Genomic DNA, 24,353 nt, shown 5'->3' with positions numbered 1-24,353 from the left:
AACCTGCTCCGGATAACACATTAAAGTGTGCATAATAACGTGTCACAGGCCATTGAGGCGAATAGATTTCCTGTAACACAACAGGGCGGAAATCCGCCCTGTTGTGTTTCCTGAGAATATCAAAGGGCTTACCCTTCGTTATGTAATTCCAGGTTTTCGACTTCCGTTTGTCTGGCAACAGCCTGCGCATCGTCATTACGCAAAGCCTGTAAATAATCCAGATATCCCTGATCCACGTCTTTGGTGACATAAATACCGTCAAACACAGAACAATCGAACTCGCTGATGTCCGGGTTTTCTTCGCGCACGGCAGCGATAAGGTCGCTCAGATCCTGGAAAATCAGGGCATCGGCTTTAATTAGCTGGCAAATTTCGTCAACTTCACGACCATGAGCAATCAACTCGGTGACGCTCGGCATATCAATACCATACACATTAGGGAAACGTACTTCCGGGGCCGCAGAGGCAAGATACACTTTCTTTGCCCCGGCTTCACGGGCCATCTCAATAATCTGCTCTGAGGTGGTACCACGTACAATCGAGTCATCCACCAGTAATACGTTTTTATCCCGGAATTCAGCACGGTTTGCGTTCAGTTTACGTCGTACAGCACTGCGACGCATTTGCTGGCCCGGCATAATAAAGGTACGCCCGACATAGCGGTTTTTCACAAATCCCTGCCGGTAAGGTTTATCCAGAATACGGGCAATCTCCAGAGCCACATCCGTCGATGTTTCCGGAATAGGGATAACCACATCAATATCCAGATCTTCCCACTCACGGGCAATTTTTTCACCCAGTTTAGTGCCCATCCGTACCCTCGCGCTGTAGACCGAAATCTTATCGAGGAATGAATCCGGGCGGGCGAAATAGACATACTCAAACAGACAGGGATGCGTTTTAGGGTTTTCGGCACACTGTCGGGTCGACAGTTCGCCTTTCTCGGTGATATAAACCGCTTCGCCCGGTGCCACATCACGGATAAATTCAAAACCTAATGTATCCAGTGCCACACTCTCAGAGGCGACCATATATTCTGTGCGCTGATCAGGTAATACCCGTTTACCCAGAACCAGAGGACGAATACCGTTAGGATCACGGAAAGCAACCATGCCATGGCCGATGATCATGGAGACGACGGCATAAGCACCACGTACCTGTTTATGCAGTGACTCTACCGCTGCAAAAATATTGTCTGCCGATAACGGATAGTCCTGGAAACGGTCCAGTTCCTGGGCAAAGACATTCAGTAAGACTTCAGAGTCTGAGGTGGTATTCACATGGCGGCGCCCGTGTTCAAACAACCGGGAACGCAATTCATGGGCGTTAGTCAGATTTCCGTTATGGGCCAGGGTGATGCCATAAGGAGAGTTTACGTAAAAAGGCTGGGCTTCCGAGGCACTAGAGCTTCCTGCTGTCGGGTAACGAACATGGCCAATCCCCATATTCCCCTGTAGGCGCTGCATATGACGTGCTTCAAACACATCGCTCACCAGTCCGTTTGCTTTTCGCAGGCGAAAGCAATTCATTGCATCAATGGTACAGATACCGGCAGCATCCTGACCGCGGTGCTGTAATACAGTTAATGCATCATAGATAGACTGGTTGACCGGCAGAAATCCGGTGATACCGACAATACCGCACATGTTGTCATTTCCTCATTAAGCCACATCCCCCCGCTGTTATGGCCGGGGTAAAAAACTCGACGTGCTCTGTAAATAGTCAAAAAACCATCTGATGATGTAGCTAAACTGCGGAACCAGCTGCGATTGTGTCCAGTCAGTACTTTTGGAAAAACCCGTGAATGTATCGAGGAAAAAAAGAATTGCCGATACAATCAGCACCCCTCTTAACGCGCCAAAACAGACACCCAGTACCCTGTCCGTGCCGGACAATCCGGTCTTTTCGACCAGAGATCCAATCACGTAATTCACTATAGCTCCGACAATCAGCGTCGCGATAAATAACGCGGCAATTGCTACACCATTACGAACCATGGGCTCTTCAAACCCGGTAAACCAGACCGCAAGATAGGAAAAATAATGGCTGGCAACAAAAAAAGCACATCCCCAGGTGACTAAAGATAAGGCTTCACGCACAAATCCTCTGATCAGGCTAACTAACGCTGAAAATCCGACTATCCCGATAATGACGTAATCAATCCAGTTCATGAGCTCTTCCGCTGCAACATTTATCCTTTCTGTAATCGGTTCGGGGCGCATTTTAACAGAAAAAGAAAACGTTTGCGTAGCGTTTTCCCCCGACGGCAGAGAAAAAGGGCAATGAAAATTTCGTTTCATTGCCCTGACAATAACAACTAACTAACCATATGTTTTATATGGAGATATACAAAAAACTGCCCATTTTACTGATCAGATACTGTCTGTCAGCGGGCAGAATAAGGCCTGACAACACCACTCAGACCGGTTTTGCTCTTCAGCGCTGCCAGCTGCGACTGCAGACGGCTTTTCGAACTGTCCGGCCCGACCAGAATACGGTTTAACTGGCCCTGTACCGGGGTCGCCGGCAGAGAGTAAGCGCGGAATCCGGCACTGCGCAGTTCGCTGACTATTTCACTGGTTCTGGCAGCATTTTTTAAGGCGCCCAGCTGAATAACATACGCCTGTCCTGCCGGCGTTTCTGCTGTATTACTGGTTCCGCTAACCGGTGCGGGTGCGGAAGACTGATCATTCAATGCCTGAAGTGCACGCTGGCGTTCCTGTTCAGCCCGCAGCTGCCGTGCTTTTTCTGCGGCATCACTGGCCTGACGCTGTGCCCTGGCCTGAGCCTTAGCTTCACTGGCTTCACGCTCTGCCTGCTGACGCACTAAACGATCCTGCTTCTGGCGTGCGGCCTCCTGCTGTTGCAGGGCAGCACTGGCAGCCTGCGAGCTTTGTATCTGAGCCGGGGCGGCAGGTACCGGAGCTGTAACCTGAGGCTGTGCTGCCACTGGCTGAGTGCCGGTTCCGCTGGCAGCAGTATTGCCGGACACCGGTGCCGGGGCCGGCTGTCCACTCAGAGGCTGAGTGACCGGAGGCACCAGATCATTGTCCTGCTGATCACCGGGCTTAGGCACCAGCGGAATTGAAGCAAATTCCTCTTTATAGTGCTTTTTCTTACCATCCAGCAGGCCCGGCAGGACTATCACTCCGACAGCCACCAGAATAATGGTGCCGACTAAACGATTCTGAAATTTACTCGCCACGTCCTCCCTCCCCTGAGACAGATATCACCTGTGCTACGGTGTGGAAAGAACCACAAACCAGAATAATATCTTCAGCCGCTGCCCGATCGCGGGCGGCATACCAGGCTTCCGCCACCGAAGAGAAGCTGGCTGCCTGAGGCAAATGCGAGACTAACTCTTCAGCACTGGCTCCACGCGGCCCTTCAAGAGGCGCACAATACCAGTAATCGACTTGCGGCGTCAGTTGTGCCAGTGTTCCGGCAATATCTTTATCATGCAGCATCCCGGCCACCGCATGCACCTTACCGGTAGCTCCTAAGGCGGCTAACCGCGATGCCAGGTACGCTGCCGCATGGGGATTGTGGGCTACATCCAGGATCACTCGCGGTGACTCGCTGATTGTCTGAAAACGTCCGGTTAACTCTGCGCTGGCGAGGTGCTCACGGATACAGGCTTCACTGACCTGTAACCCGGAAACCCGCAACGCCGCCAGCGCGGTAGCCGCATTCGGCAGAGGAACCCGCGGCAGCGGTAACTGGCGCAGCTCTCCCTGAATATCACGAAAATCCCAGCTGCCCTGCTGTTCGGTATAAGACCACTGCCGGTCACGTTGCAGTAAGATAGCTCCTTTATCCGCCGCGACGGTACCAATAGTGGCGGGCATATCCGGTTCACCCACCACTGCCGGTTTGCCGGTGCGGAAAATGCCGGCTTTTTCACGGCCGATACTCTCACGATCCGCGCCCAGCCAGTCCGTATGGTCGAGGGCAATACTGGTGACAACCGCCACATCGGCATCAACAATATTTGTCGCATCCATTCTGCCACCTAACCCGACTTCAAGGATCACCACATCCAGATCAGCCTGCCGGAACAGATACAGGGCCGACAACGTGCTGTACTCAAAATAGGTCAGGGAGGTGTCCCCTCTGCCCTGCTCGATCGCCGCAAAGCTTGCCGTATGCTCAGCCTCACTGAGTTCCTGAGACTGAATACGCACCCGTTCTGTATAACGGACCAGATGAGGAGAACTGTATACGCCAACCCGATATCCCGCCGCAATCAGCAAGGTTTCGAGGGTACGGCAGGTCGTGCCTTTGCCATTAGTGCCTGCCACAGTAAACACAAAAGGGGCAGGTTTTAGCAGGTTAAGCTGAGAGGCAACCAGACGCACACGCTCAAGACCTAAGTCAATCGCCTGGCTGTGCAGGTTTTCCAGATAAGTCAGCCACGTAGCAAGAGGAGACGTGGCCTGAGGTCGGTGAAGATTTTCCATGTGTCCCGTTGATGTTGTTGCGGTACATAAATAAAAGACGCTGTAAAAGCGTCTTTATCATTACTGTCAGGCCTCGTTATGGTCCGGTGTGGTCTCAACGTCAGATTCAACACCATCATGCAAAGGAGCTGGCAGGTTCATCATTTTCGCCAGCAGACTGGCCAGTTTGTAGCGCATTTCCGGCCGGCGGATGATCATATCGATCGCCCCTTTCTCGATCAGAAACTCACTGCGCTGGAAGCCCGGCGGCAGTTTTTCACGTACTGTTTGCTCAATAACCCGCGGACCGGCAAAACCAATCAGGGCTTTTGGCTCGGCAACGTTCAGATCACCCAGCATAGCAAAGCTGGCTGACACACCACCCATGGTCGGATCTGTCAGTACCGAAATATACGGCAGTCCGCGCTCACGCATTTTTGCCAGTGCAGCACTGGTTTTAGCCATCTGCATCAGTGACATTAATGCTTCCTGCATACGCGCGCCGCCACTGGCCGAGAAACAGATCAGCGGACAGTTATCTTCCAGCGCCTGTTCTGCAGCACGGATAAAACGGGCACCGACCACTGACCCCATTGACCCCCCCATAAAGGAGAATTCAAACGCGACAGCCACCACCGGGATACCGTGCAGTTCACCTTTCATCACCACCAGCGCGTCTTTCTCACCGGTACTTTTCTGTGCTGCCAGCAAACGGTCTTTGTATTTTTTCGAGTCACGGAACTTCAGAATATCTTTCGGTTCCAGCTCGCTGCCCAGTTCAACCATCGTGCCCTGGTCCATAAATGACGTCAGGCGGTCACGGGCATGCATCCGCATATGGTGATCACATTTCGGACAGACTTCGAGATTTCTTTCTAACTCCGCGCGATAGAGCACCTGGCCGCAGCTATCACATTTCGTCCAAACCCCTTCAGGAATACTCGCTTTACGCGCAGGGGTGACATTACTTTTATTAAGAATGCGTTCAATCCAGCTCATTGATGACCTTTCTGTTTGAACCTGGGTTATCCAGTTGTTTTATTTCTGCTGAATTTTTATCCAACAGCCGGTAAATGACGCCCATTAAACCACAACCTGTCCACGCTGTGGATAAAAATCTGGTTTAACGGTCAGGGGCCTGCGGGAAAAACTACGTTTTCCGGGTGGCCTGTCTGCGATGCCGCCAGACCTCGATAATGCCGGGCAATATCGAAATCACAATAATAGCAACAATCAGCAAATTGAGATTTTTCTGTACCACAGGTAAATCGCCAAACAGATACCCGGCATAGCTAAACAGCAATACCCAGGTAACTCCGCCGGCAATATTAAACAGCCCGAACTGACGGTAAGACATTTTACCCATTCCGGCGATAAACGGCGCAAAAGTACGAATTATCGGGATAAAACGGGCAAACACAATGGTTTTCCCGCCATGTTTTTCATAAAACTGATGGGTTTTTTCCAGATAACTGCGACGAAATATTTTTGAGTCCGGACGACTGAACAGTTTTTCACCGAATAAGCGTCCAATAGTATAATTGACTGCGTCACCGGCAATGGCGGCAATGACAATACAGAGTACCAGCAGATGAATATTCAGATCATTTCCCGGCAGCGCAGCCAGGGCACCGCCGACAAACAACAGGGAATCCCCCGGTAAAAAAGGCGTTACCACCAGCCCGGTTTCGCAAAAAACGATCAGGAACAGAATCGCGTAAATCCATACCCCGTAATCGGCAACCAGCCGCGCGAGGTGCACATCAATGTGCAGGATAAAATCAATAATGAAATGGACGTACTCCATGAATTTCTATCCTTTATTCTGTGAAAAAAAATCACTGACCAAAAATAACGGGCCCGGCTCCGGCTCCGGCAAACCAAAAACGGCCGGATAGTCGACAGCGACCAGATACAGCCCTTCAGCACGGGCCGTCGCTGATGCCAGCTTGCGATCTTTCGCAGCCAGCAGTTCCCCTATCCAGGACTCCGGCTGGTTACCGCATCCCACGTCCATAAGACTGCCGACAATATTACGTACCATATGGTGAACAAAAGCATTGGCTTTAATATCAACGATGACAAACGCCCCTTGCCGCCAGACATGGATATGACTGATATTCCGCCACGGCGTTTTAGACTGGCAATGTACAGCCCGGAAAGAGGTAAAATCGTTTTCCCCCAGCAGACTCTGGGCGGCCCGATGCATTGCGGCTTCATCCAGCGGGTGATAGAAATGGGTGATCCCCTGCCCTAAAATCGCCGGACGCAACCGCTGGTTGTAAATAATGTAACGGTAACGCCGGGCAGTCGCACTGAACCGCGCATGAAAATCGTCAGAGACCTCAGTGACCCAGCGGACCGCGATATCTTTTGGCAAGTTAGCATTCACACCCAGCGTCCAGGCACTGTCGGCCCGCTGCACCGTCGTTTCAAAGTGCACCACCTGACCTGTCCCATGCACTCCGGCATCCGTCCGGCCAGCACAAAACACACTGACTTCATGGTTCGCGACCTGCGACAGGGCTTTTTCCAGACAGCCCTGCACACTGCGCACTTCCGGCTGACGCTGCCAGCCGTAATAACGGCTGCCATCATATTCAATTCCCAGTGCCAGCTTGCGCGTCTTTACATCAGACATGTTTACAGATACTCCTGCACCAGCTGCTCGGCGACTTTAACCGCCATCAGTGCCCCGCCAAAGCGGATATTATCAGCCACTGACCAGAATTGCAGTTGCTCAGGAATACCATAGTCACTGTGTAACGAACCGATACACAATTGCCCGCTGCCAGTCGCATCACTGACCGGTGTCGGGAATTCACCTTCATCGCTCAGCAGAATATCACCCGACATCGCCAGGTCATTACGTGCTTCCCCGGCAGAATAAGGGCGCAGACACTCCAGTTGTACGCTCTGGGCATTACCGTAGAAGACCGGTGCCTGTACAGAACTGACGGAAACCGGCAGCCCTTCGTCCTGCAGAATTTTACGCACCTGATCCACCATCCGGCGGTTGGCCGCCACACTGCCCTGCTCATCAGGCAGTAAAGGCAACAGGTTAAATGCCAGCTGCCGGCCGAAATGATACTCTTCAACCGGCATACCGTTCAGCAAACGGGCACTTTCTCCGGCTAACCCGTCCACTGCGGATTTTCCATGGCTGGAGACCGACATCAGATTCGTCACCTGCAAACGTCCCAGCCCGGCATTATCTGCCAGCGGTTTCACTGCACACAGCAGCTGACTGACCAGACTGTCGGCGACACTGACAATATTGCGGTTACGGTAATCGGCTAACACTTGTGGGTTAACATCAGCGATAACCAGAGGCACGTCCGGCGACAACGCAAATAAAGGACTACTGTCAATCACCAGGCAACCGGCATTGGCCGCCTGCTCTGCGTAGCGGGCTGACGCTTCGGTCCCTGCCACAAAAAAGGCCAGCTGCGCCTGCGACCAGTCAAAGTCTTCAGCATTCAGCACCTGATGATTTTTACCCTCGACACGTACCGTTTCACCGGCACTGCTTTCACTGGCCAGTAAAAATAAATCACCAACCGGGAACTGACGCTCCGTCAATAACTCCAGTACAGCACTTCCCACTGCGCCAGTTGCCCCTAAAAGGGCGATATTCCAGCCGTCAGACATGTTGGTTTACTCCAGAAAAACAAAAAATAAAGCGGTGAGAGACACCGCCTGAACAGGATATGGTGATTGCCGACAGACTCAGCAATCACCGCTAAATTTTGCATCAAAACCCAGTTGCCGCAGTTTATCTGCTGTTGCCGCGTTATCACAATCAACCTGCAGCGAAGACCACTCACGTCGCTCCTGATATTGCTTACGCAGACGATCAAACTCACCCGGTTGTGACGCGACGGCACGTAACAGGGCATCATCGCGGCGCACATCATACACCAGATGTGCCAGACGTTTTAGCATTGCCTGATCACATTCCCCGTGCAGGGTAATCTGGCGGATATCCGGCACCGGCAGTAACTCGCTTAAAGCCACCTGACAAGGCTGCCCGACAAACGCCGACCAGGCTTCAAACACCTGGGTGGTGCCGCGGGCCTTACCCTCGAGGGTATAACCGGCGATATGCGCGGTAGCGATAGCCGTTTTTTCCAGTAACGGTAATGACAGTTCCGGTTCCGGCTCCCAGACATCCAGTACCACAGACAAATCACTGCGCTTTTCCAGCACCGCCAGTAATGCCTGGTTATCAACCACCGGACCGCGGCAGGCATTAATCAGGATGGCGCCGGGGACAAGTTTCTCCAGCAATGACTGGTCAGCAAGATGTAACGTCTTATAAGGGCCGTCTTTAAATAATGGCGTATGAAAGGTAATAATATCGGCTTTACGGACCAGAGTCTCCAGCGGATGGAATTCACCCTCATCCCCGCGGTCGGCCCGCGGTGGATCGCAAATCAGGGTTTTAATCCCTGCGGCTGCCAGCCGTTTCTGTAACCGGCCTCCGACATTACCGGCACCGACAATCCCGACGGTACGATCGGTCAGCAGAAAACCGTCGCGTTCAGCCAGTGCCAGTAACGCCGAAAACACATATTCCACGACGGCTATCGCATTGCAGCCCGGTGCAGCCGAAAACGCGATGCCGTCCGCCTGTAACTCGTCACTATTGACATGATCCTGACCGGCGGTGGCAGTACCGACAAAACGGACACGGCTGCCTGCCAGAAGCTGACGATTCACCCTGGTGACTGACCTGACCATCAGCCCGTCGGCACTGGCTAATTCCCCGGATGACAAGGTCCGCCCCGGTGCTGCCACAACCTCAGCCAGACGGCTGAATAACTCACGTGCATACGGCATATTTTCATCGACAACAATTTTCACTGGATTTGTCCTGTTGAACCGGAAATATCATAATATTCTGTCATAAAGCGGGGTAGAAAACATCCGGCGATTGCCGGCTGAATAGCTTGCCTTTGCCCCGTTTGTGCTTCATCTTATCAGCCGTTTATTATTGGTTCCTGAACCGCTAAAACCACAGAGAATACGCTGATATGATATGGAAGAACGGGCGATGAACTTTTTGTTTCCTCTGGGGGCTGTCCTGATTTGGGCGGTGAACTCGATTGTCAGTAAACTGTCGGTCGGGGTGATCACACCGGAAGCCATCTCTTTTTACCGCTGGATGCTCGCTCTGTTGGTGCTGACGCCTTTTGTATTACCGGGGGTGATCCGTCACCGCACAGCCCTGTCCCGGGAGTGGCTGAAACTACTGATACTTGGCGCATTGGGTATGGTGCTATACCAGAGCCTGGCCTATTATGCCGCCCGGACCGTCAGTGCATTATTTATCGGTATCCTGATCGCCAGCATTCCGCTACTGACGGTTATTTTTAGCCTGTTTATTCTGCGCCTGACACCGACACTCGGAATTGTACTCGGTGCTGTTATCTCTTTTGCCGGACTGGCATGGCTTATCAGTGACGGTCATCCGCAACAATTACTGTCACAGGGACTTGGCAGTGGTGAGCTGATGATGATAGTAGCAGCAGCGGCCTATGCCTTATACGGTGTGCTCACTAAACGCTGGTCAATGGATCTGCCGCGGTGGCAAAGCCTGTATATCCAAATCCTGTTTGCCGTTTTAATGTTGTTGCCCGGATTTTTAATCACCCCGTCAGTGGCCCTGACCGCTAAAAATATCCCGCTGGTACTCTATGCGGCAATTGCGGCTTCCATTATTGCGCCTTATTTATGGATCCAGGGGGTGATGCGGCTCGGAGCCAATACCGCCAGTATCTTTCTCAATCTTGCCCCGGTATTTACCGCAGTGATCGCAATCACCTGTCTGCATGAGAAAATGCATAGCTGGCACTGGATTGGCGGATCACTGACACTGGCTGGCGTCATTCTGGCGCAACGGTTGCGCATTCCTGTTGGCCGGCGTACAGGAAATAAGCCCCGCTAGGGATTATATGCACCGGCGCTGAACAATTCTTTCTGTATAGCTCTTTGGATTTTACAGGGAGGTTGTTATCATACCCGCCGTTACTCCGGCTTACCCCGGGCTGAATTCTCTCTACTAGCTGGAATGTTTGTCATGCAACCACTCCGCGGCCCTTCTGAGGTCACCGGTGACAGAACACCCTCTGCTCATCCAAAAGATACACATCCTGCAGTGTCGTCTGTTGCCCTGACCAGCGCGCAACGCACCACACTGGAACGAATTATTGTCAAAATTATGGCAATCAGCTCTCTGAAATCTGCGGAGCTATGGGCAGGGATCCGTCATCAGTCCGGGGTTAAGAGTGATAATGAGCTGTTATCCAGCCATTTCCCTGCTGCTGAAAAATGGCTGACTGATCGTCTGCTTCAGGAGCAAAATGCCCGTTCCGCACGAATTTTACTGCAGCAACTGACTGATCTGCTGCCGGTCGGTAATAACCGGCAGGCCGTCAGTAGCTTTATTCGCCAGAATTTCGGCCAGACCGTGCTCAGCTCCCTGACTCAGCAACAACTGCAGCAGGTACTGACTATGCTGAAAAACGGACAAATGGATATTCCGTCGCCACAGCAAATCCGTACCACGGATCGGACACTGTTGCCTGCCGAACATCAGAGTTTACAGCAGCAGGTTCTTAAACTGACAATTTCCGGCGGAGAGTCACCGTCCAGCGTATGGCAGAGTTTATTCAGCCTGCTATCGTTAAAAAATGGTGATCCGATCCCGTCGCGCTTCTACCCGCTGCTGACACAGTACCTGCAGGCGAAAATAACACTGCATACCCGGACACAGCCGGTGACGCTGGCGGAATTATTAAAATCGCTGAAACACCCGGCCTCTGACAGCGAAACCCGGCAACTGATCGGCTATTGTGAACAACAATTTCCGTCAGTTCAGGGGCAGCAACTGACCGACATTCAGGCACAGGATTTACTGCATAAACTGTTTCGTTTACGTGCAGAACAACTTATCCGTGCAAACAGAAAACAAATGGCTGTGCCTCCTCAGCCACTCACTACTCAGCTTCCGCCAGCAGCTGTCGTGCCGGGTAACACCGGTTTATCGCGGCTATGGCTGCTGGTGATTCCGTTGTTGATAATCATCGTGGTACTGTGGCTATTTTAACGGTCACAGTTATGGTGAAACAACGCAGCATTTCCGGTTAATTTTACCGCCGGTATCAGCGATTATAACCGGCGATAAAGCGCAGAGAGGGAATCTGGTCCTGCAATCGGCCGAAACCCGGGCGGCCTGTCAGCTACTGCGCCGTTTACCTGACTGAATAAGCAGCCTGAGAGTGATCACCAGCCCGCCAAACGCAGCACAGGCCCCGGCCAGATAAACCGAGCCATAACCAAAACCACTCGCCAGCAGGCCGGCAACCGGTCCGCTGACGCCGTAAGCAATATCCTGAAAAGCCGAGAAACAGCCTAACGCGGTTCCCCGGACTTTTGCTTCGACACTGCGTACCACCTCAACGCCCATCGCCGGAAAGACCAGTGAACATCCGCAGCCGGTCAGTGCCGCACCGGCAAATGCCATCCATTCCTGAGTGCCGGTGCACAATAACAGCAACCCCGCGGTTTCCACGCCCAGTGAAATCATTGCCACACGGATCCCGCCCATTTTGTCCGGCAATCCGCCAAAGAAAATACGCACCACAACATAAAAAAGCCCGAATGCAGTCAGGGTATAACCGGCATTTCCCCAATGCCGGTCAGCAAAATACAGTGATGTGAATGCGCCAATCACCGCAAAACCCACTCCCTGCAATGCCAGTACTGTGCCCGGGGTCAGGATCTGCCGGACAACGCTGAATAATGGCGGCCGCTTACCGGAGCTGACAGCGACCGGACGGATCCGAAAACAACAGGCCAGTGCCAGTAGCGGACACAGGGTTGCCACCGCGCTCACTCCGACAAAGCCATAATGGTTGTTGATCAACAAACCAAGTGGTGCACCCGCCGCCAGAGCCCCGTAGATAGCCATACCATTCCACGACATCACAATACCGGATCGTTTTGCGCCTATCAGTCCCAGTCCCCAGGTCAGATTGCCGGTAAACAACAGACTTTCGCCGAATCCGAGCAATAACCGGCCAAGAATTAACAGACCAAATTGTACCGCCAGCGATCCGCGGAAGAGTGCTGATCCAAGACAGGCAACACCGACAAAAATAATGACCATCATCCCCTGTAAGGTGGTCAGTCTGGCCCCCTTCTGGTCAGCCCGTTTACCGGCAAAGCCGCGTGTCATCAGGGTGGCAAAAAACTGAATACCGACAGCCAGACCGACCATCACATCGTTCATTCCCAGTTGCTGATGAACATATAGCGGGATCACCGGCAGCGCCAGGCCTGCTGTCAGGTAGGTAAGAAACACCGAAAAAGAAGTCACAGCCACCGGCAGAGATGATGCACTCTCTTGCTGAGGATCCTGCGGGGAAGTATCAGCCATAAACGAGAACGTCCTTATAAGGCTTGCAGGGGTGACGTCTTCAACAGAAAGTCCGCCGGAAGCCCCTGCAAAAGTAATAAGCAAACTAATAATAACCAGGATTTTGACAGAACTGTACCGGTTGTCAATTTATCGCCGTAACCCCGTCGTCTTTGCCCAATCTGCCTCCCTGTCCGATAAAGGTCAGTTCATAGAAGTGGATCGCATTCGCTTCCATTTCTGCCAGCAATATCCACTGATCCCGGGGCAGGTATTCATCGCGAACACGCAAACCGGGCCCCGTATGCCGGTTAAGATAATCAATAACTTCCTGAACCCGCCCATACTCAGTCTGAAATAGCTGAAACAGACTATATAAATCACCGTGTTGCTGGTCAAAAATCGCGCGGGTCAGCTGATACTGCCCGGCTTCTATTCCATTAATCACTATTTTTTTCTTCTTCCGTAAATTACGGATCACCGACTCCTGTACCGAAAGACGGGGATCAAAAATCGCAGCATTGGTCACAACCATCTGATAGCCGGTGGCTGTCTTTGTTAATATATAATCACCGTCCTGCGCAAGGATAATGCCGTGCATTCTTCTTATAAAACCAAGCACATAAAATACCGGCCGTTTCAGGCAACCGGTATAAAAAACCGCTATCCCCCGGGTATCAATACGTGACGGTAAGGTTTCTTTCAGAATTTCGGTATTTAACGCCAGCGAGACTCCGCAAACACTGGCCGGCAATTGTTGCAGAAAATTAAAGATAATTGCTGCGCGAAAAAAACTACCGTTGATATGACGAGTGTCCCCGGTCAGTGTGTTCCAGCGCATCAGAATAAGTGGTGCAAACAGCAACTCTTCCTGTAGCAACCGTGTCAGTTGCCGGACAAGCTCTCCGATATCCGTTGTATGCTGCTGCAGAGACCTGTTCCCCGCCCCGCTGTTTTGGCCGTTATCATTCTCAATATCACAACCAATAAACTCAATAAACGTCGACAGTGGCATTGCCCGCAGGTAAGAATACTCTGTCAGCCTGCCGTCACGAAAAAAACACATTCCGCCGGTTTTTACCCCATGACACAGGGACTTAATCGCCGAAAACAGGTCACAGAAAAACGGATTCCCTTCTGCCTGAAGCGTCTCATCTTCTGCCGGCACCGCAACGAAATGCCAGCGTGAAACGTATGTCCGGCCATATAACCGCAGACAATGCTGTAAGAAACCCATCATCTGGTGGATAAAAAGTTCTGACAGCGGCTCTGTTGCCGGCTGACGGAGCCTGATAAACAAAGGGATATTCAGCCGGTAAAGAAATGAAATCGCCGCATCGTGATCCGCATAGGCTGAATAGGTGTTTACCGGCTCGTCAGTGTGAAACCCGGGCCCTGTCGCTGTCACTGAAATCCCTGGTGACAGATCAACAAAATCGATAATACCTGCCTGTGATAGCAGACTAATTTGCTGTTGTACTTGCGTTTTTAACAGTTCGCTAAACTCACCGACGGTGATAATAATTGCTCTTTTCGCGGGCGTCAGTATCGCCGGCTGGCGGCTAATATCGACAGACGACTCTTCAATACCGGAAAACGCCTCATGATGCCCCTCACCCTGTGTCTGATTCAGCATATGGCTTAACAATGAAAGTACTCTTGCACTGCTGACCGGCTGGCAAAATTTATTTACTACACCAATACTCTCACGTATCTGCGGGGATGATCTGCTGCTATCGATCTGATAAGCGTTATCACGACGGAACTGGGACGGTGTTTTCTGATAATTTTTTCTGAACAAAGAAACAAACTGCCTGCTGTCAGAAAAACCATGATCCCGGGCAATCTGATAATTAGGTTTGTTACTGTTAAGCAGATCGATGATCGCCGATTCAAAACGCCGGTTATGTAAATAATCCCGGTAACTGACCCCTACTTCCTGTTTAAACAGCCGCGACAGATAACTTAATGACATCCCCTGTTTTTCTGCAATACGCTGTAAAGAGACGGGTGATGTATAATTATTATTTATATATTTTACGATTTCCTCGACCCTCCTGCTACGTCCTGATGTTTTTTTCACGCCGCCTTCTTTTCTCACCCTGAAATAAGCGATTAAAACCATCATGATCTTTGACAGGATACTGTTCGATTCCAAAAGAAAAATTTCATCATTACCTTTCAGAGGACAGATAAATAATCTGAATATTAAATCCCTCAGGTTATCTATATACCCCTCACGGTAACGCCCGTCTTCTCCGGGTAATACTACATAATTTTCAGAATAATATTTACGATAATAGCGAGATATAAAATGTCCGGATATTTCCAGAAGCAGAACAACATTATCCTGGTCACTGATAATACTGTAATCCTGTGACTGGTTAATCGTCATGATATCATTTTCGTCCAGCACAACCTGCCGGTTATCACTGATTACCCGTACACTTCCACTGATAACATAAATAAAGGTAATGCCGTTATATCCATAATTCTTACAATAACTTATAAAATAAGCCTGTAATCCATAATCAGGCGGTGGTTTTGCCAGCATATACAATCCCCCGAAGTAAAATAACTCATAGGGATTATTTTACCTGTTTACAAATAAGGGGATGATAATAGTCAAATAAACCCCCTTTTTAGTGCAAATACTTCTCTGTTTCTGTCCGGCATATCGTTCTAGTATTTATATACCCGTTATCTGCAAGAGGTCTTTATGAAAAATATTATTGATAGTATTACCAAAAGCGCTGATGAGTTTATCGCGATTCGCCGTCAGCTGCATCAGCATCCGGAAATCGGTTTTGAAGAACAGAGCACCAGTGATTTCATCGCGCAGTACCTGGAAAAACTGGGGTACAGTATTCACCGTGGCATGGCCACCACCGGTGTGGTTGCCACGTTACAACAAGGCGACGGGCCACAGCGCCTCGGTATCCGTGCTGATATAGATGCATTACCGATTCATGAAAAAAGCGGTAAAACCTGGAGCAGCCATAACGAAGGGAAGTTCCACGGCTGCGGTCATGACGGACATACGGCAATACTGCTATGTGCCGCTAAATACCTGGCAGAAACCCGTCATTTTAATGGTACGTTGCATCTTATTTTTCAGCCTGCAGAAGAGTTACTGTACGGCGGAAAAGTGATGCTTGATGACGGGCTTTTCGAAAAATTCCCCTGTGACAGTATTTTTGCCCTGCACAATATGCCGGGCATGAAAACCGGTGAGTTTTATTTTCGCCAGGGGGCACTGATGGCCTCATCAGATACCCTGCATATAGAAATTAACGGCATCGGTGCCCATGGTGCGATGCCGGAGAAAGGTGTGGATGCTACCCTGATCGCCTGCCAGATAGGCTGTGCGTTACAAAGTATTGTCTCCCGTAATATCGCGCCGGCTGAAGCCGCAGTGATCACCGTCGGCTGCATCCAGTCCGGAGACGCACCCAATGTGGTGAATGACTATGCACTGATGAAATTAACCGTCCGTGCCCTTAATCCCGTGGTCCGTGAACAACTGCTCCGGCGGATTAATGAACTGGTCACCGCCCAGGCACAGAGTTTTTCCGCTATCGCAAAAATTACGCACGTCAATGGCAGTCCGGTACTGGTAAATGATGCTCAGCAAACAGCATTTGCGGCGCAGGTCGCTACCGACCTCTTCGGCGCGCAGAAAGTCCATACCGGCACTCCCCCGCTGATGGGCAGTGAAGATTTCGCCTTTATGCTGGAGGCAAATCCGTGCGGCAGCTATTTTCTGATTGGTAATGGCGACCAGCCGGGATTCTGTAATGTTCATAACCCGGGATACGATTTTAACGATGATTTAATTATTCCGGCAGCCTCATGCTGGGCAGCGCTGGTTGAATCCCGGTTAAAATAACCACCGGATAAACCTGATATTGCCCGTCACCGGAAAATAAACATAGCCAAAGAAGGAAGTATTGATTCAGGAACTATTTATTAAAAAGGGAATTTATATGTCAAGTGATGAGAGTAAACGAGTCTCCACGGCAAATGATCCTGTATTGCCAGACCCGGTGCAACCGCCCGGCGACAGGTTTATTATAGGTATTGTCTTCGGAGTACTGACTTTCTGGCTATTCGCGCAGTCGATGTTTAATATCGCACCGGATATCCAAAAAGATATTAATATCAGTAATGAGTCCCTGAATCTGGCAATCAGCGCTACGGCGCTTTTTTCCGGCTGTTTTATTGTGGTTGCCGGGGGACTGGCTGATAAATTTGGCCTGATGCGGTTTACCTATCTTGGCTTTATCCTGAGTATTATCGGTTCTTTGCTGCTGATTATTGCCGACGGCAGTGCCATGCTGATCACCGGACGTATTATTCAGGGGCTTTCCGGGGCCTGTATTATGCCTGCCACCCTGGCGTTACTAAAAGTCTACTACCGCGGTGCACAGCGTCAGCGGGCTCTCAGTTTCTGGTCTATCGGATCCTGGGGCGGTTCAGGATTCTGTTCTCTGATGGGCGGCGCAATTGCTACCTGGTTTGGATGGCAATGGATATTTATTATTTCCATTATATTTTCCATCGCCGGGATGCTGCTGATGCGCGGTGTACCGGAGAAAAAAGCCCCGCGCACTACCGGTGAAACCCGTTTTGATAATCTGGGTGTGTTACTGTTTGTTATCTTCCTGCTCTGTCTGAACCTGGTTATCACCAAAGGCGCGGCATGGGGCTGGAGTGACATCATTACCCTGGGATTACTGGTGTTATGTGTCATTAGCGGGATTTTATTCTACCTCACTGAATCTGTGAAAAAATCGGCGGCATTTATCGACTTTTCACTGTTCAGAAATGCCCCTTACAGTGGCGCAACTTTCTCTAATTTTATGCTGAATGCCGTTGCCGGGACATTACTGGTTACCAATACCTATGTTCAGGAAGGACGCGGGTTCAGCCCCTTCCAGACGGGAATGCTGTCTATCGGTTACCTGATTGCTGTACTGGTGATGATCCGTGTCGGAGAAAAAATACTGCAATGGATTGGGGCAAAAAAACCGATGATTTTCGGTGCACTGATGACCGGTGCGGGTGTGGCGCTGATGTCTCTGACATTTCTGACTGACGGGGTATATATCAGTTCTGTGATGGCCGGATTTGTGCTATTTGGTTTAGGTCTGGGGTTTTATGCCACTCCGTCAACAGATACCGCCATATCTAATGCCCCGTCGGATAAAATAGGCACGGCTTCCGGCGTGTATAAAATGGCAAGTTCTCTCGGTGGTGCATTCGGGGTTGCTATTTCAGCCTCTATATATTCAGCCATGAAAGCATCGGGCATTTCGGTAGATATTTCTGCAATGACCGCCCTGCTGGTTAATGTCGGTTTCTGTATCCTGTCGGTACTGGCCGTCTGGGGTATGGTGCCTGCCAGTGCCGGTAAAACCGAACATTCACAGTAGTACAAATACCTGCCCGCACTGTCAGCGAAAAGGTATAAAAAAACCCGGCAATACACACTGCCGGGTTTTTCTTCGCCGTGACGATTATGCCTGATATTTACGCATCGTCAGTGTGGCGTTAGTACCACCGAAACCAAAGCTGTTAGACATAACTGTCGTCAGTTTTTTATCAGTAGCTTTGGTCACGATATTCAGACCATTTGCCGCTTCGTCCGGATCTTCAATATTGATACTTGGTGCAATAAACTCATGCTCCAGCATCAGCAGACTGTAAATCGCTTCCTGAACACCGGCAGCACCTAAGGAGTGACCAGTCATGGCTTTGGTTGCCGAAAGCGCCGGTGAGTTATCACCAAACACTTCACGGATAGCACCCAGTTCTTTTAAATCACCGACCGGCGTTGAAGTACCGTGGGTATTCAGATAATCAACCGGCGTGTCAACACCCTGCAATGCCATCTTCATACAACGTACTGCACCTTCACCAGACGGTGCAACCATGTCAGCACCATCAGATGTCGCACCATAACCCACGATTTCTGCATAAATGTGAGCACCACGGGCCAGTGCATGTTCCAGCTCTTCGACCACTACCATGCCACCGCCACCGGCAATAACGAAACCATCACGGTTTGCATCATAAGTACGTGATGCTTTTTCCGGGGTATCGTTGTATTTGGTTGACAGTGCGCCCATCGCATCAAACTCACAGGCCATTTCCCAGCTCAGTTCTTCTCCGCCGCCGGCAAATACCACGTCCTGTTTACCTAACTGAATCTGTTCCACCGCATTACCGATGCAGTGCGCAGAGGTTGCACAGGCAGAACTGATTGAGTAGTTAACACCGTGAATTTTGAATGGTGTTGCCAGGCAGGCAGAAACCCCGGAAGCCATTGCTTTGGTCACAACATAAGGGCCAACGGCTTTCAGGCCACGCGGGCTGCGCATTGCATCAGCACCAAAGACCTGAAAACGCGGAGAACCACCGCCGGAACCGGCAATCAGACCGACACGCGGGTTATTCTGGTACTGCTCAACGCTCAGGCCGGAATCTTTAACCGCCTGTTCCATTGACAGGTAAGCATAAATAGAGGCGTCGCTCATAAAACGCACAACTTTGCGATCAATAAGGCCGGTGGTATCAAGTTTTACGTTACCCCAGACATGGCTGCGCATGCCCGCTTCTTTCATTTCCTCTGAAAAGGTGATACCCGAACGACCTTCCCGCAGGGACGCCAGAACTTCCTGCTGATTATTACCAATGCTGGAAACAATCCCCAGGCCAGTGATCACTGCACGTTTCATTCAAAATTCCTCTTTCACATCTCTTCGGTTTACGGTGCACTTTAGCGTACACTTGTAAGCCGAACAAGTCCGATCAGCAAATTCCCGTGTAAATTTGCGTCACCGTAATGATATCGATAAAATTAGTCTATTGCCTGACCAATGAGCCTTACGCCGTGAAACCCTGCCGAATAGAACATGCCACCCTCCGCTGGAACGAACAGGGTACACCTGTTTCTGATTTTTTTGATGACGTCTATTTTTCTAACGATAATGGTCTCAACGAAACCCGTTACGTTTTTCTCGGCGGGAACCAGCTTCCGCAACGTTTTTCCAGCCATCAGTCCGGACTTTTTATTGCCGCAGAGACCGGATTTGGTACCGGGCTCAACTTTCTCACCCTTTGGCAGGCATTCGATCAGGCGGTACGGGAAAACCCGGACGGAAAACTCCGGCGTCTGCACTTTATCAGCTGTGAAAAATTTCTGCTGACACGCGACGATATTATTGCCGCCCACCGGCACTGGCCGGAACTGGCCGGGTATGCACAACAGTTACAACAACAATGGCCGGATGCCGTCGCAGGCTGCCAGCGGATGATATTTAACCAGGGGCAGATAACGCTTGATCTGTGGCTCGGGGATATTAATCAGTTGATTGATAGTTTCGACGACAGCCTTAACCATCAGGTTGATGCCTGGTTTCTGGACGGTTTTGCGCCGTCAAAAAACCCTGACATGTGGAACGAGCGTCTGTTCAGTGCCATGGTCCGGTTGTCACGTGCCGGAGGCACCTTTGCAACCTTTACTGCCGCAGGGTTTGTTCGCCGTGGACTTCAGCAGGCAGGGTTCAGTGTCGAAAGACGTAAAGGTTTCGCCCATAAACGGGAAATGCTGTGTGGTTATTTGCCACAGACAGAGGCTCTGCCCTGCCGCCGTCCGTGGTTCCGGCGGCCGGCGGCCCGTGGAAAAGATATCGCCATTACCGGCGGGGGGATCGCCAGCGCCTGCCTGGCGCTGGCATTACTGCGCCGGGGATACCAGGTCAGTTTATATTGTGCCGATAGCGTCCCCGCCGGTAACGCCTCAGGTAACCGTCAGGGCGCACTTTATCCGTTACTGAACAGCCATGACCCGGCACTGGCAACCTTTTTCCCTGCCGCCTTCGGCTTTGCACGGCGCTTTTATGACAGCCTGCCGTGTGAATTTGAACATCAATGGAGCGGAGTATTACAACTGGGCTGGGACGATAAAAGCCGGCATAAAATCCGGCAAATGCTGGACATGGCCCTGCCGGAGACCCTGGCAACCGGCGTCGATGCGTCACAGGCCAGCGATCTGGCGGGGCTGCCGCTGGCCTGCGGCGGCATTTGTTACCCGCAGGGTGGCTGGCTGAACCCTGGCCAATTAACCCGCGATATGTTCCGCCTTGCGCAACAGCAAGGCTTGCGCTGTTACTGGCAGCATGAACTGCAGCAGGCAGAACCACAGAACGATGGCTGGCAGCTTCATTTTCGTCAACAGCCTGCTCGCCATCATAGTGTACTGGTGATGGCGAACGGACACCGGATAAATCAGTTAACTCAGTCAGCCAGATTACCGGTTTACTCGGTATCAGGCCAGGTCAGCCATATACCGGCAGCTCCGCAGTTATCAGCGCTGAAAACCGTCCTTTGCTATGACGGCTATCTGACCCCTCTCAGCGCAGAGCATCAGACCCATTGTATTGGTGCCAGTTACCACCGTGCTGAAGACACTGCCAGCTATCGGGAAACAGACCAGCAGCAAAACCGTCAGCGGCTGATCAATTGCCTGCCGGAAAGCGACTGGACCAGAGAGGTCGATGTATCTCAGCAGCAGGCTCGTAACGGAGTTCGTTGCGCTATTCGCGACCATTTACCAATGGTCGGTGCAATGCCCGATTATCAGGCCACTCTCAGCCAGTATGCAGACTTAGATACCCGCTGCGGGCAACCGGAAACGGTGACTCCGGCACCGGTCTGGCCACAGTTATACCTGCTGGCGGCGCTGGGTTCCCGCGGGTTATGCAGCGCACCGTTAGCTGCAGAAGTACTGGCAGCACAGATCAGTGGCGAACCTCAGCCTGTGGATCAGGATACCCTCGATGCTTTACAACCGAACCGTTTCTGGATAAGAAAATTACTGAAGGGACGGCCCGTAACCTGAAAGATCGCGGGCCGCGACGGCTTACTGTTTTGCAGCGGCCTTAAGGTACAGGCGTTGCCATAAGTCCAGCACCAGCACCTGATCCGGCGGCGACAACTCCTGCTGACGGATCGCCGCCTGCAGGCTCTGTTCAACCTGCTGTTTCAGTGCCTGCGGGCTGTCTTCGCCCCGCAGTTCCAGTTCAGCAACCGACTGGGTCAGATGCCCGCGTAAATAGCCCCCGGCAAACAACTGATCATCGGAAGCGCTTTCCACCATCTCATCTATCATTGCCAGGATTTGCGCTTCAATTTCAAGCATCAATCGGGACCTCTCATTAAATTTAAGTTATCAGGATAACTCTTCCGGCCACGGAAACTGCTGCAGGCTCAATGGCGGGGTCGAATAAAAATGGTTTAGCGCCTGTATAAAACGCTGCGGACGTTGCGGAATCCCCTGTTCAAGATAACCGGCAACCCGCTGATGCACCTTACGCTGAAAAGCCACCCTGTCCGGCTCACAATCACCGTCAAGGTTGTCACAGCTGACATTAAACGGAAAACCGGCTGCGACGGAAAACATCCATTCCAGTGCCTGCGGGGTCACTTCTACGGCTTCAAATTGCTGCTGAGTCTGCTGATCCCGCCCGTCCGGACAATACCAGTAGCCAAAATCTACCTGCTGGCGGCGTGCCTCTCCGGCAACACACCAGTGAGAAATCTCATGCATGGCGCTGGCATAAAAACCGTGGGCAAAAATAACACGGTGGAAGTCACTGTGTTGATCAGCCGGTAAATACACCGGCTCATCATCACCTTTGATCAGCCGGGTATTAAAATCTTTATAAAAACACTGGTCAAAAATGACCATCAGATCCTGATAATTATGTGTTGTCATCGGGTTGCTCTTATTCAGTTAACATCTCTGCCAGGCCGCAGGATCCTGCGGCTGAACTCCCTGTACGGCAAGGCATTCAGTGCCCTAATGCCCGCAAAATAGTCTGCCCGTGACTGTCCCACAATAATTTCAGGCTCATCACTACCGACACTGTCACCACCATTGGCCGGATCAGCTGATGGCCGCGGGTCAGTACCAGCCTGGCGCCGAGCCGCGCACCGCAAAATGCCCCCAGCAGCATAACGGCCCCCAGGCCCCATACCACCTGACCACCAAACATAAAAAACAGCAGCCCGGCCAGATTAGACGTAAAATTCAGGACTTTGGCATGTGCGGTGGCCTTCGCCAGATTAAAACCACACAGGGTAACAAATGCCAGTGCATAAAATGATCCGGCACCGGGACCAAAGAATCCGTCATAGAAGCCAACACATCCCCCGCCAACGAATGCATAGGGTAATCCGGAGAGTCGTGACGCGCGGTCGGTTTCGCCCAGTTTCGGCATCAACAGAAACCAGAGACCGATACCTATTAACAAGACTGGCAGGATTTGGCGCAGCACATCAGCGCGCAGATGCTGAATGAGAATTGCCCCCAGCATGGCCCCGATAAATGTCATCGCAATATTTAACCGCTGTTCAGCCAGCCGCACCGCACCGCGACGCACAAAATACAGGCTGGCGGAAAAAGACCCGCCTACCGACTGTAATTTATTGGTTGCCAGCGCATGTGCCGGAGAGAGCCCGGCGGCAAGTAATGCAGGCACGGTGAGTAATCCGCCACCACCGGCAATGGAATCAATAAACGCGGCAGCAACTGCCACCAGAAATAATAATGCCACCATCCAGGGACTGACTAAAAACCACTCCATAGGGTTCCTTACAGTAAATGTTTATCGAGCAGTGCCTGACACCCGTCAGGCAGCGGCGGAGGCGTCCGTTTTAGCGGCGGACTACTGCCCGGTTTCGCTGGCAGGAACCAGCTGTGTAGTTCTGCTCCGCAGCCATCACCCGGCGGCGGTGGCGACTGATCCTGACATTCGGTACTGCCAGCCGGACAACTCAGCCGGACATGCATATGTGCGCGGTGTGCAAACCACGGACGGACTTTACGCAGCCAGCCACGGTCGCTGCCCGCCTGCAGACAAAGCTGTTGTTTAATTGCCGGATTGACAAAAATCCGCGACACCTGCGGATCTTCTGCCGCCAGCTTGATCATCTCTGCGACTGCAGGGGTCCAGTGGCGGGCAACAACCTGATTACCCTCTGCGGTGACCAGGTCAAGCGGTTGGGGGTGCAGCAGTTGCTGTGCACTCCAGCGCGATGCCGGCAGCTGTAACCAGATATCCACATCCAGCCCGGTCTGATGACTGGCATGTCCGCTACTGAAACGTCCTCCGGCGGCCATCCCCATATCACCGATCAGTACTTCCCCCAGCCGGTGTTGTGCCACCCGGCCAGAAAAACGCTGTATAAAACGGATAAGGTCCGGATGCCCAAAATAACGCCGCTGATCCTGACGCATCACCTGATAATGGTCTGCATTCAGGGGCAGACTCTGCGCTCCGATAATACAGCCATTAGCAAAACTGCCAATCGATTGTGGCGGGCCACTGACAGGATGCTGAATATTCTGCCAGGGAGTACCCGCAGCCAGCGCTCCGGCACTCAGTAATAACATCAGGACAGCCAGCGTATATTCTTTCATAGAA

Annotated in this window: 21 protein-coding genes; 5 read left to right on the top strand and 16 right to left on the bottom strand. The window is 51.6% G+C overall.

All coding sequences use genetic code 11. The features are described from left to right. Positions 1-128: 128 nt before the first annotated feature. The 9 genes from purF to pdxB all read right to left on the bottom strand — a co-directional run bounded on the left by purF (position 129) and on the right by pdxB (position 9,305). Positions 129-1,646, bottom strand: coding sequence for an amidophosphoribosyltransferase (gene purF, locus JK198_RS05085; protein ID WP_212707235.1), 1,518 nt, complete (start codon positions 1,644-1,646; stop codon positions 129-131). Between the two features lie 36 nt (positions 1,647-1,682). Beyond that, positions 1,683-2,171, bottom strand: coding sequence for a colicin V production protein (gene cvpA, locus JK198_RS05080; RefSeq protein ID WP_212707236.1), 489 nt, complete (start codon positions 2,169-2,171; stop codon positions 1,683-1,685). 215 nt (positions 2,172-2,386) lie between these two features. After that, positions 2,387-3,205, bottom strand: a complete 819-nt coding sequence (gene dedD, locus JK198_RS05075) for a cell division protein DedD (RefSeq protein ID WP_212709965.1) — start codon at positions 3,203-3,205, stop codon at positions 2,387-2,389. Continuing rightward, on the bottom strand, positions 3,195-4,460 hold the full coding sequence (folC, locus tag JK198_RS05070; RefSeq protein WP_212707238.1) for a bifunctional tetrahydrofolate synthase/dihydrofolate synthase: 1,266 nt from the start codon (positions 4,458-4,460) through the stop codon (positions 3,195-3,197). Before folC ends, dedD begins: the two co-directional genes overlap by 11 nt. A 66-nt stretch (positions 4,461-4,526) precedes the next feature. Next, positions 4,527-5,438, bottom strand: a complete 912-nt coding sequence (gene accD, locus JK198_RS05065; RefSeq protein WP_212707239.1) for an acetyl-CoA carboxylase, carboxyltransferase subunit beta — start codon at positions 5,436-5,438, stop codon at positions 4,527-4,529. A 151-nt stretch (positions 5,439-5,589) separates the two neighbouring features. Next, positions 5,590-6,246, bottom strand: coding sequence for a DedA family protein (locus tag JK198_RS05060; RefSeq protein WP_212709966.1), 657 nt, complete (start codon positions 6,244-6,246; stop codon positions 5,590-5,592). Between the two features lie 6 nt (positions 6,247-6,252). Beyond that, a complete protein-coding gene (gene truA / locus JK198_RS05055) occupies positions 6,253-7,080 on the bottom strand; it encodes a tRNA pseudouridine(38-40) synthase TruA (protein ID WP_212707241.1) in 828 nt (275 codons plus the stop codon). Positions 7,081-7,082: 2 nt separating this feature from the next. Continuing rightward, complete coding sequence (locus tag JK198_RS05050) at positions 7,083-8,090, bottom strand: aspartate-semialdehyde dehydrogenase (protein WP_212709967.1); 1,008 nt, start codon at positions 8,088-8,090, stop codon at positions 7,083-7,085. A gap of 78 nt (positions 8,091-8,168) precedes the next feature. Next, on the bottom strand, positions 8,169-9,305 hold the full coding sequence (gene pdxB / locus JK198_RS05045; RefSeq protein WP_212707243.1) for a 4-phosphoerythronate dehydrogenase PdxB: 1,137 nt from the start codon (positions 9,303-9,305) through the stop codon (positions 8,169-8,171). Positions 9,306-9,495: 190 nt separating this feature from the next. Here pdxB and JK198_RS05040 point away from each other — a divergent pair, with 190 nt between their 5' ends. Both JK198_RS05040 and flk read left to right on the top strand, forming a co-directional pair. Beyond that, the gene (locus JK198_RS05040) at positions 9,496-10,389 is read left to right on the top strand and encodes a DMT family transporter (RefSeq protein ID WP_212707244.1); all 894 of its coding nucleotides are present in this window, start codon (positions 9,496-9,498) and stop codon (positions 10,387-10,389) included. Positions 10,390-10,521: 132 nt separating this feature from the next. Next, positions 10,522-11,550 (top strand): flagella biosynthesis regulator Flk, encoded by a 1,029-nt coding sequence (gene flk / locus JK198_RS05035; RefSeq protein ID WP_212707245.1) that lies wholly within the window; start codon positions 10,522-10,524, stop codon positions 11,548-11,550. A gap of 129 nt (positions 11,551-11,679) precedes the next feature. Here flk and JK198_RS05030 read toward each other — a convergent pair whose 3' ends face one another. Together JK198_RS05030 and JK198_RS05025 are read right to left on the bottom strand one after the other, a co-directional pair. Next, on the bottom strand, positions 11,680-12,882 hold the full coding sequence (locus JK198_RS05030; RefSeq protein ID WP_212707246.1) for an arabinose transporter: 1,203 nt from the start codon (positions 12,880-12,882) through the stop codon (positions 11,680-11,682). A gap of 124 nt (positions 12,883-13,006) precedes the next feature. Next, positions 13,007-15,415: a helix-turn-helix domain-containing protein gene (locus JK198_RS05025; protein WP_212707247.1), complete on the bottom strand. Its 2,409-nt coding sequence runs from the start codon at positions 15,413-15,415 to the stop codon at positions 13,007-13,009. Between the two features lie 165 nt (positions 15,416-15,580). On the opposite strand from JK198_RS05025, the gene JK198_RS05020 reads away from it, so the two are divergent. After that, positions 15,581-16,750: a M20 aminoacylase family protein gene (locus JK198_RS05020; RefSeq protein WP_212709968.1), complete on the top strand. Its 1,170-nt coding sequence runs from the start codon at positions 15,581-15,583 to the stop codon at positions 16,748-16,750. 97 nt (positions 16,751-16,847) lie between these two features. After that, complete coding sequence (locus JK198_RS05015) at positions 16,848-18,296, top strand: MFS transporter (RefSeq protein ID WP_212707249.1); 1,449 nt, start codon at positions 16,848-16,850, stop codon at positions 18,294-18,296. Positions 18,297-18,380: 84 nt separating this feature from the next. On the opposite strand, the gene fabB is transcribed toward JK198_RS05015, so the two are convergent. Further along, the gene (fabB, locus tag JK198_RS05010; RefSeq protein WP_212707250.1) at positions 18,381-19,601 is read right to left on the bottom strand and encodes a beta-ketoacyl-ACP synthase I; all 1,221 of its coding nucleotides are present in this window, start codon (positions 19,599-19,601) and stop codon (positions 18,381-18,383) included. 155 nt (positions 19,602-19,756) lie between these two features. Between fabB and mnmC the strand changes: the two genes are divergently transcribed. Next, on the top strand, positions 19,757-21,766 hold the full coding sequence (gene mnmC, locus JK198_RS05005) for a bifunctional tRNA (5-methylaminomethyl-2-thiouridine)(34)-methyltransferase MnmD/FAD-dependent 5-carboxymethylaminomethyl-2-thiouridine(34) oxidoreductase MnmC (RefSeq protein WP_212710020.1): 2,010 nt from the start codon (positions 19,757-19,759) through the stop codon (positions 21,764-21,766). A 21-nt stretch (positions 21,767-21,787) separates the two neighbouring features. Here mnmC and JK198_RS05000 read toward each other — a convergent pair whose 3' ends face one another. The 4 genes from JK198_RS05000 to mepA form a co-directional block, all read right to left on the bottom strand. Further along, the gene (locus JK198_RS05000) at positions 21,788-22,069 is read right to left on the bottom strand and encodes a YfcL family protein (protein ID WP_212707251.1); all 282 of its coding nucleotides are present in this window, start codon (positions 22,067-22,069) and stop codon (positions 21,788-21,790) included. Between the two features lie 27 nt (positions 22,070-22,096). Further along, positions 22,097-22,642 (bottom strand): elongation factor P hydroxylase, encoded by a 546-nt coding sequence (locus JK198_RS04995; protein WP_212707252.1) that lies wholly within the window; start codon positions 22,640-22,642, stop codon positions 22,097-22,099. A 76-nt stretch (positions 22,643-22,718) separates the two neighbouring features. Then, positions 22,719-23,513, bottom strand: coding sequence for a TSUP family transporter (locus JK198_RS04990; RefSeq protein ID WP_212707253.1), 795 nt, complete (start codon positions 23,511-23,513; stop codon positions 22,719-22,721). An 8-nt stretch (positions 23,514-23,521) separates the two neighbouring features. After that, on the bottom strand, positions 23,522-24,349 hold the full coding sequence (gene mepA, locus JK198_RS04985; protein WP_212707254.1) for a penicillin-insensitive murein endopeptidase: 828 nt from the start codon (positions 24,347-24,349) through the stop codon (positions 23,522-23,524). Positions 24,350-24,353 lie beyond the last annotated feature (4 nt).

Origin of the sequence: Tatumella sp. JGM91 (genome assembly GCF_018257575.1) — a bacterium.
Taxonomy (GTDB): Bacteria; Pseudomonadota; Gammaproteobacteria; order Enterobacterales; family Enterobacteriaceae; genus Tatumella; species Tatumella punctata.
This window is presented reverse-complemented; position numbering and strand designations above follow the sequence as displayed.

Bases quoted from the DNA above. Each gene is read 5' to 3' on its own strand.
- JK198_RS04995 (WP_212707252.1), bottom strand. From the start codon at position 22,642: ATGACAACACATAATTATCAGGATCTGATGGTCATTTTTGACCAGTGT.
- JK198_RS05050 (WP_212709967.1), bottom strand. From the start codon at position 8,090: ATGTCTGACGGCTGGAATATCGCCCTTTTAGGGGCAACTGGCGCAGTG.
- flk (WP_212707245.1), top strand. From the start codon at position 10,522: ATGCAACCACTCCGCGGCCCTTCTGAGGTCACCGGTGACAGAACACCC.
- cvpA (WP_212707236.1), bottom strand. From the start codon at position 2,171: ATGAACTGGATTGATTACGTCATTATCGGGATAGTCGGATTTTCAGCG.
- truA (WP_212707241.1), bottom strand. From the start codon at position 7,080: ATGTCTGATGTAAAGACGCGCAAGCTGGCACTGGGAATTGAATATGAT.
- folC (WP_212707238.1), bottom strand. From the start codon at position 4,460: ATGGAAAATCTTCACCGACCTCAGGCCACGTCTCCTCTTGCTACGTGG.
- JK198_RS05030 (WP_212707246.1), bottom strand. From the start codon at position 12,882: ATGGCTGATACTTCCCCGCAGGATCCTCAGCAAGAGAGTGCATCATCT.
- fabB (WP_212707250.1), bottom strand. From the start codon at position 19,601: ATGAAACGTGCAGTGATCACTGGCCTGGGGATTGTTTCCAGCATTGGT.
- JK198_RS05060 (WP_212709966.1), bottom strand. From the start codon at position 6,246: ATGGAGTACGTCCATTTCATTATTGATTTTATCCTGCACATTGATGTG.
- JK198_RS05015 (WP_212707249.1), top strand. From the start codon at position 16,848: ATGTCAAGTGATGAGAGTAAACGAGTCTCCACGGCAAATGATCCTGTA.
- JK198_RS05040 (WP_212707244.1), top strand. From the start codon at position 9,496: ATGAACTTTTTGTTTCCTCTGGGGGCTGTCCTGATTTGGGCGGTGAAC.
- JK198_RS05020 (WP_212709968.1), top strand. From the start codon at position 15,581: ATGAAAAATATTATTGATAGTATTACCAAAAGCGCTGATGAGTTTATC.
- accD (WP_212707239.1), bottom strand. From the start codon at position 5,438: ATGAGCTGGATTGAACGCATTCTTAATAAAAGTAATGTCACCCCTGCG.
- mepA (WP_212707254.1), bottom strand. From the start codon at position 24,349: ATGAAAGAATATACGCTGGCTGTCCTGATGTTATTACTGAGTGCCGGA.
- JK198_RS04990 (WP_212707253.1), bottom strand. From the start codon at position 23,513: ATGGAGTGGTTTTTAGTCAGTCCCTGGATGGTGGCATTATTATTTCTG.
- JK198_RS05025 (WP_212707247.1), bottom strand. From the start codon at position 15,415: ATGCTGGCAAAACCACCGCCTGATTATGGATTACAGGCTTATTTTATA.
- purF (WP_212707235.1), bottom strand. From the start codon at position 1,646: ATGTGCGGTATTGTCGGTATCACCGGATTTCTGCCGGTCAACCAGTCT.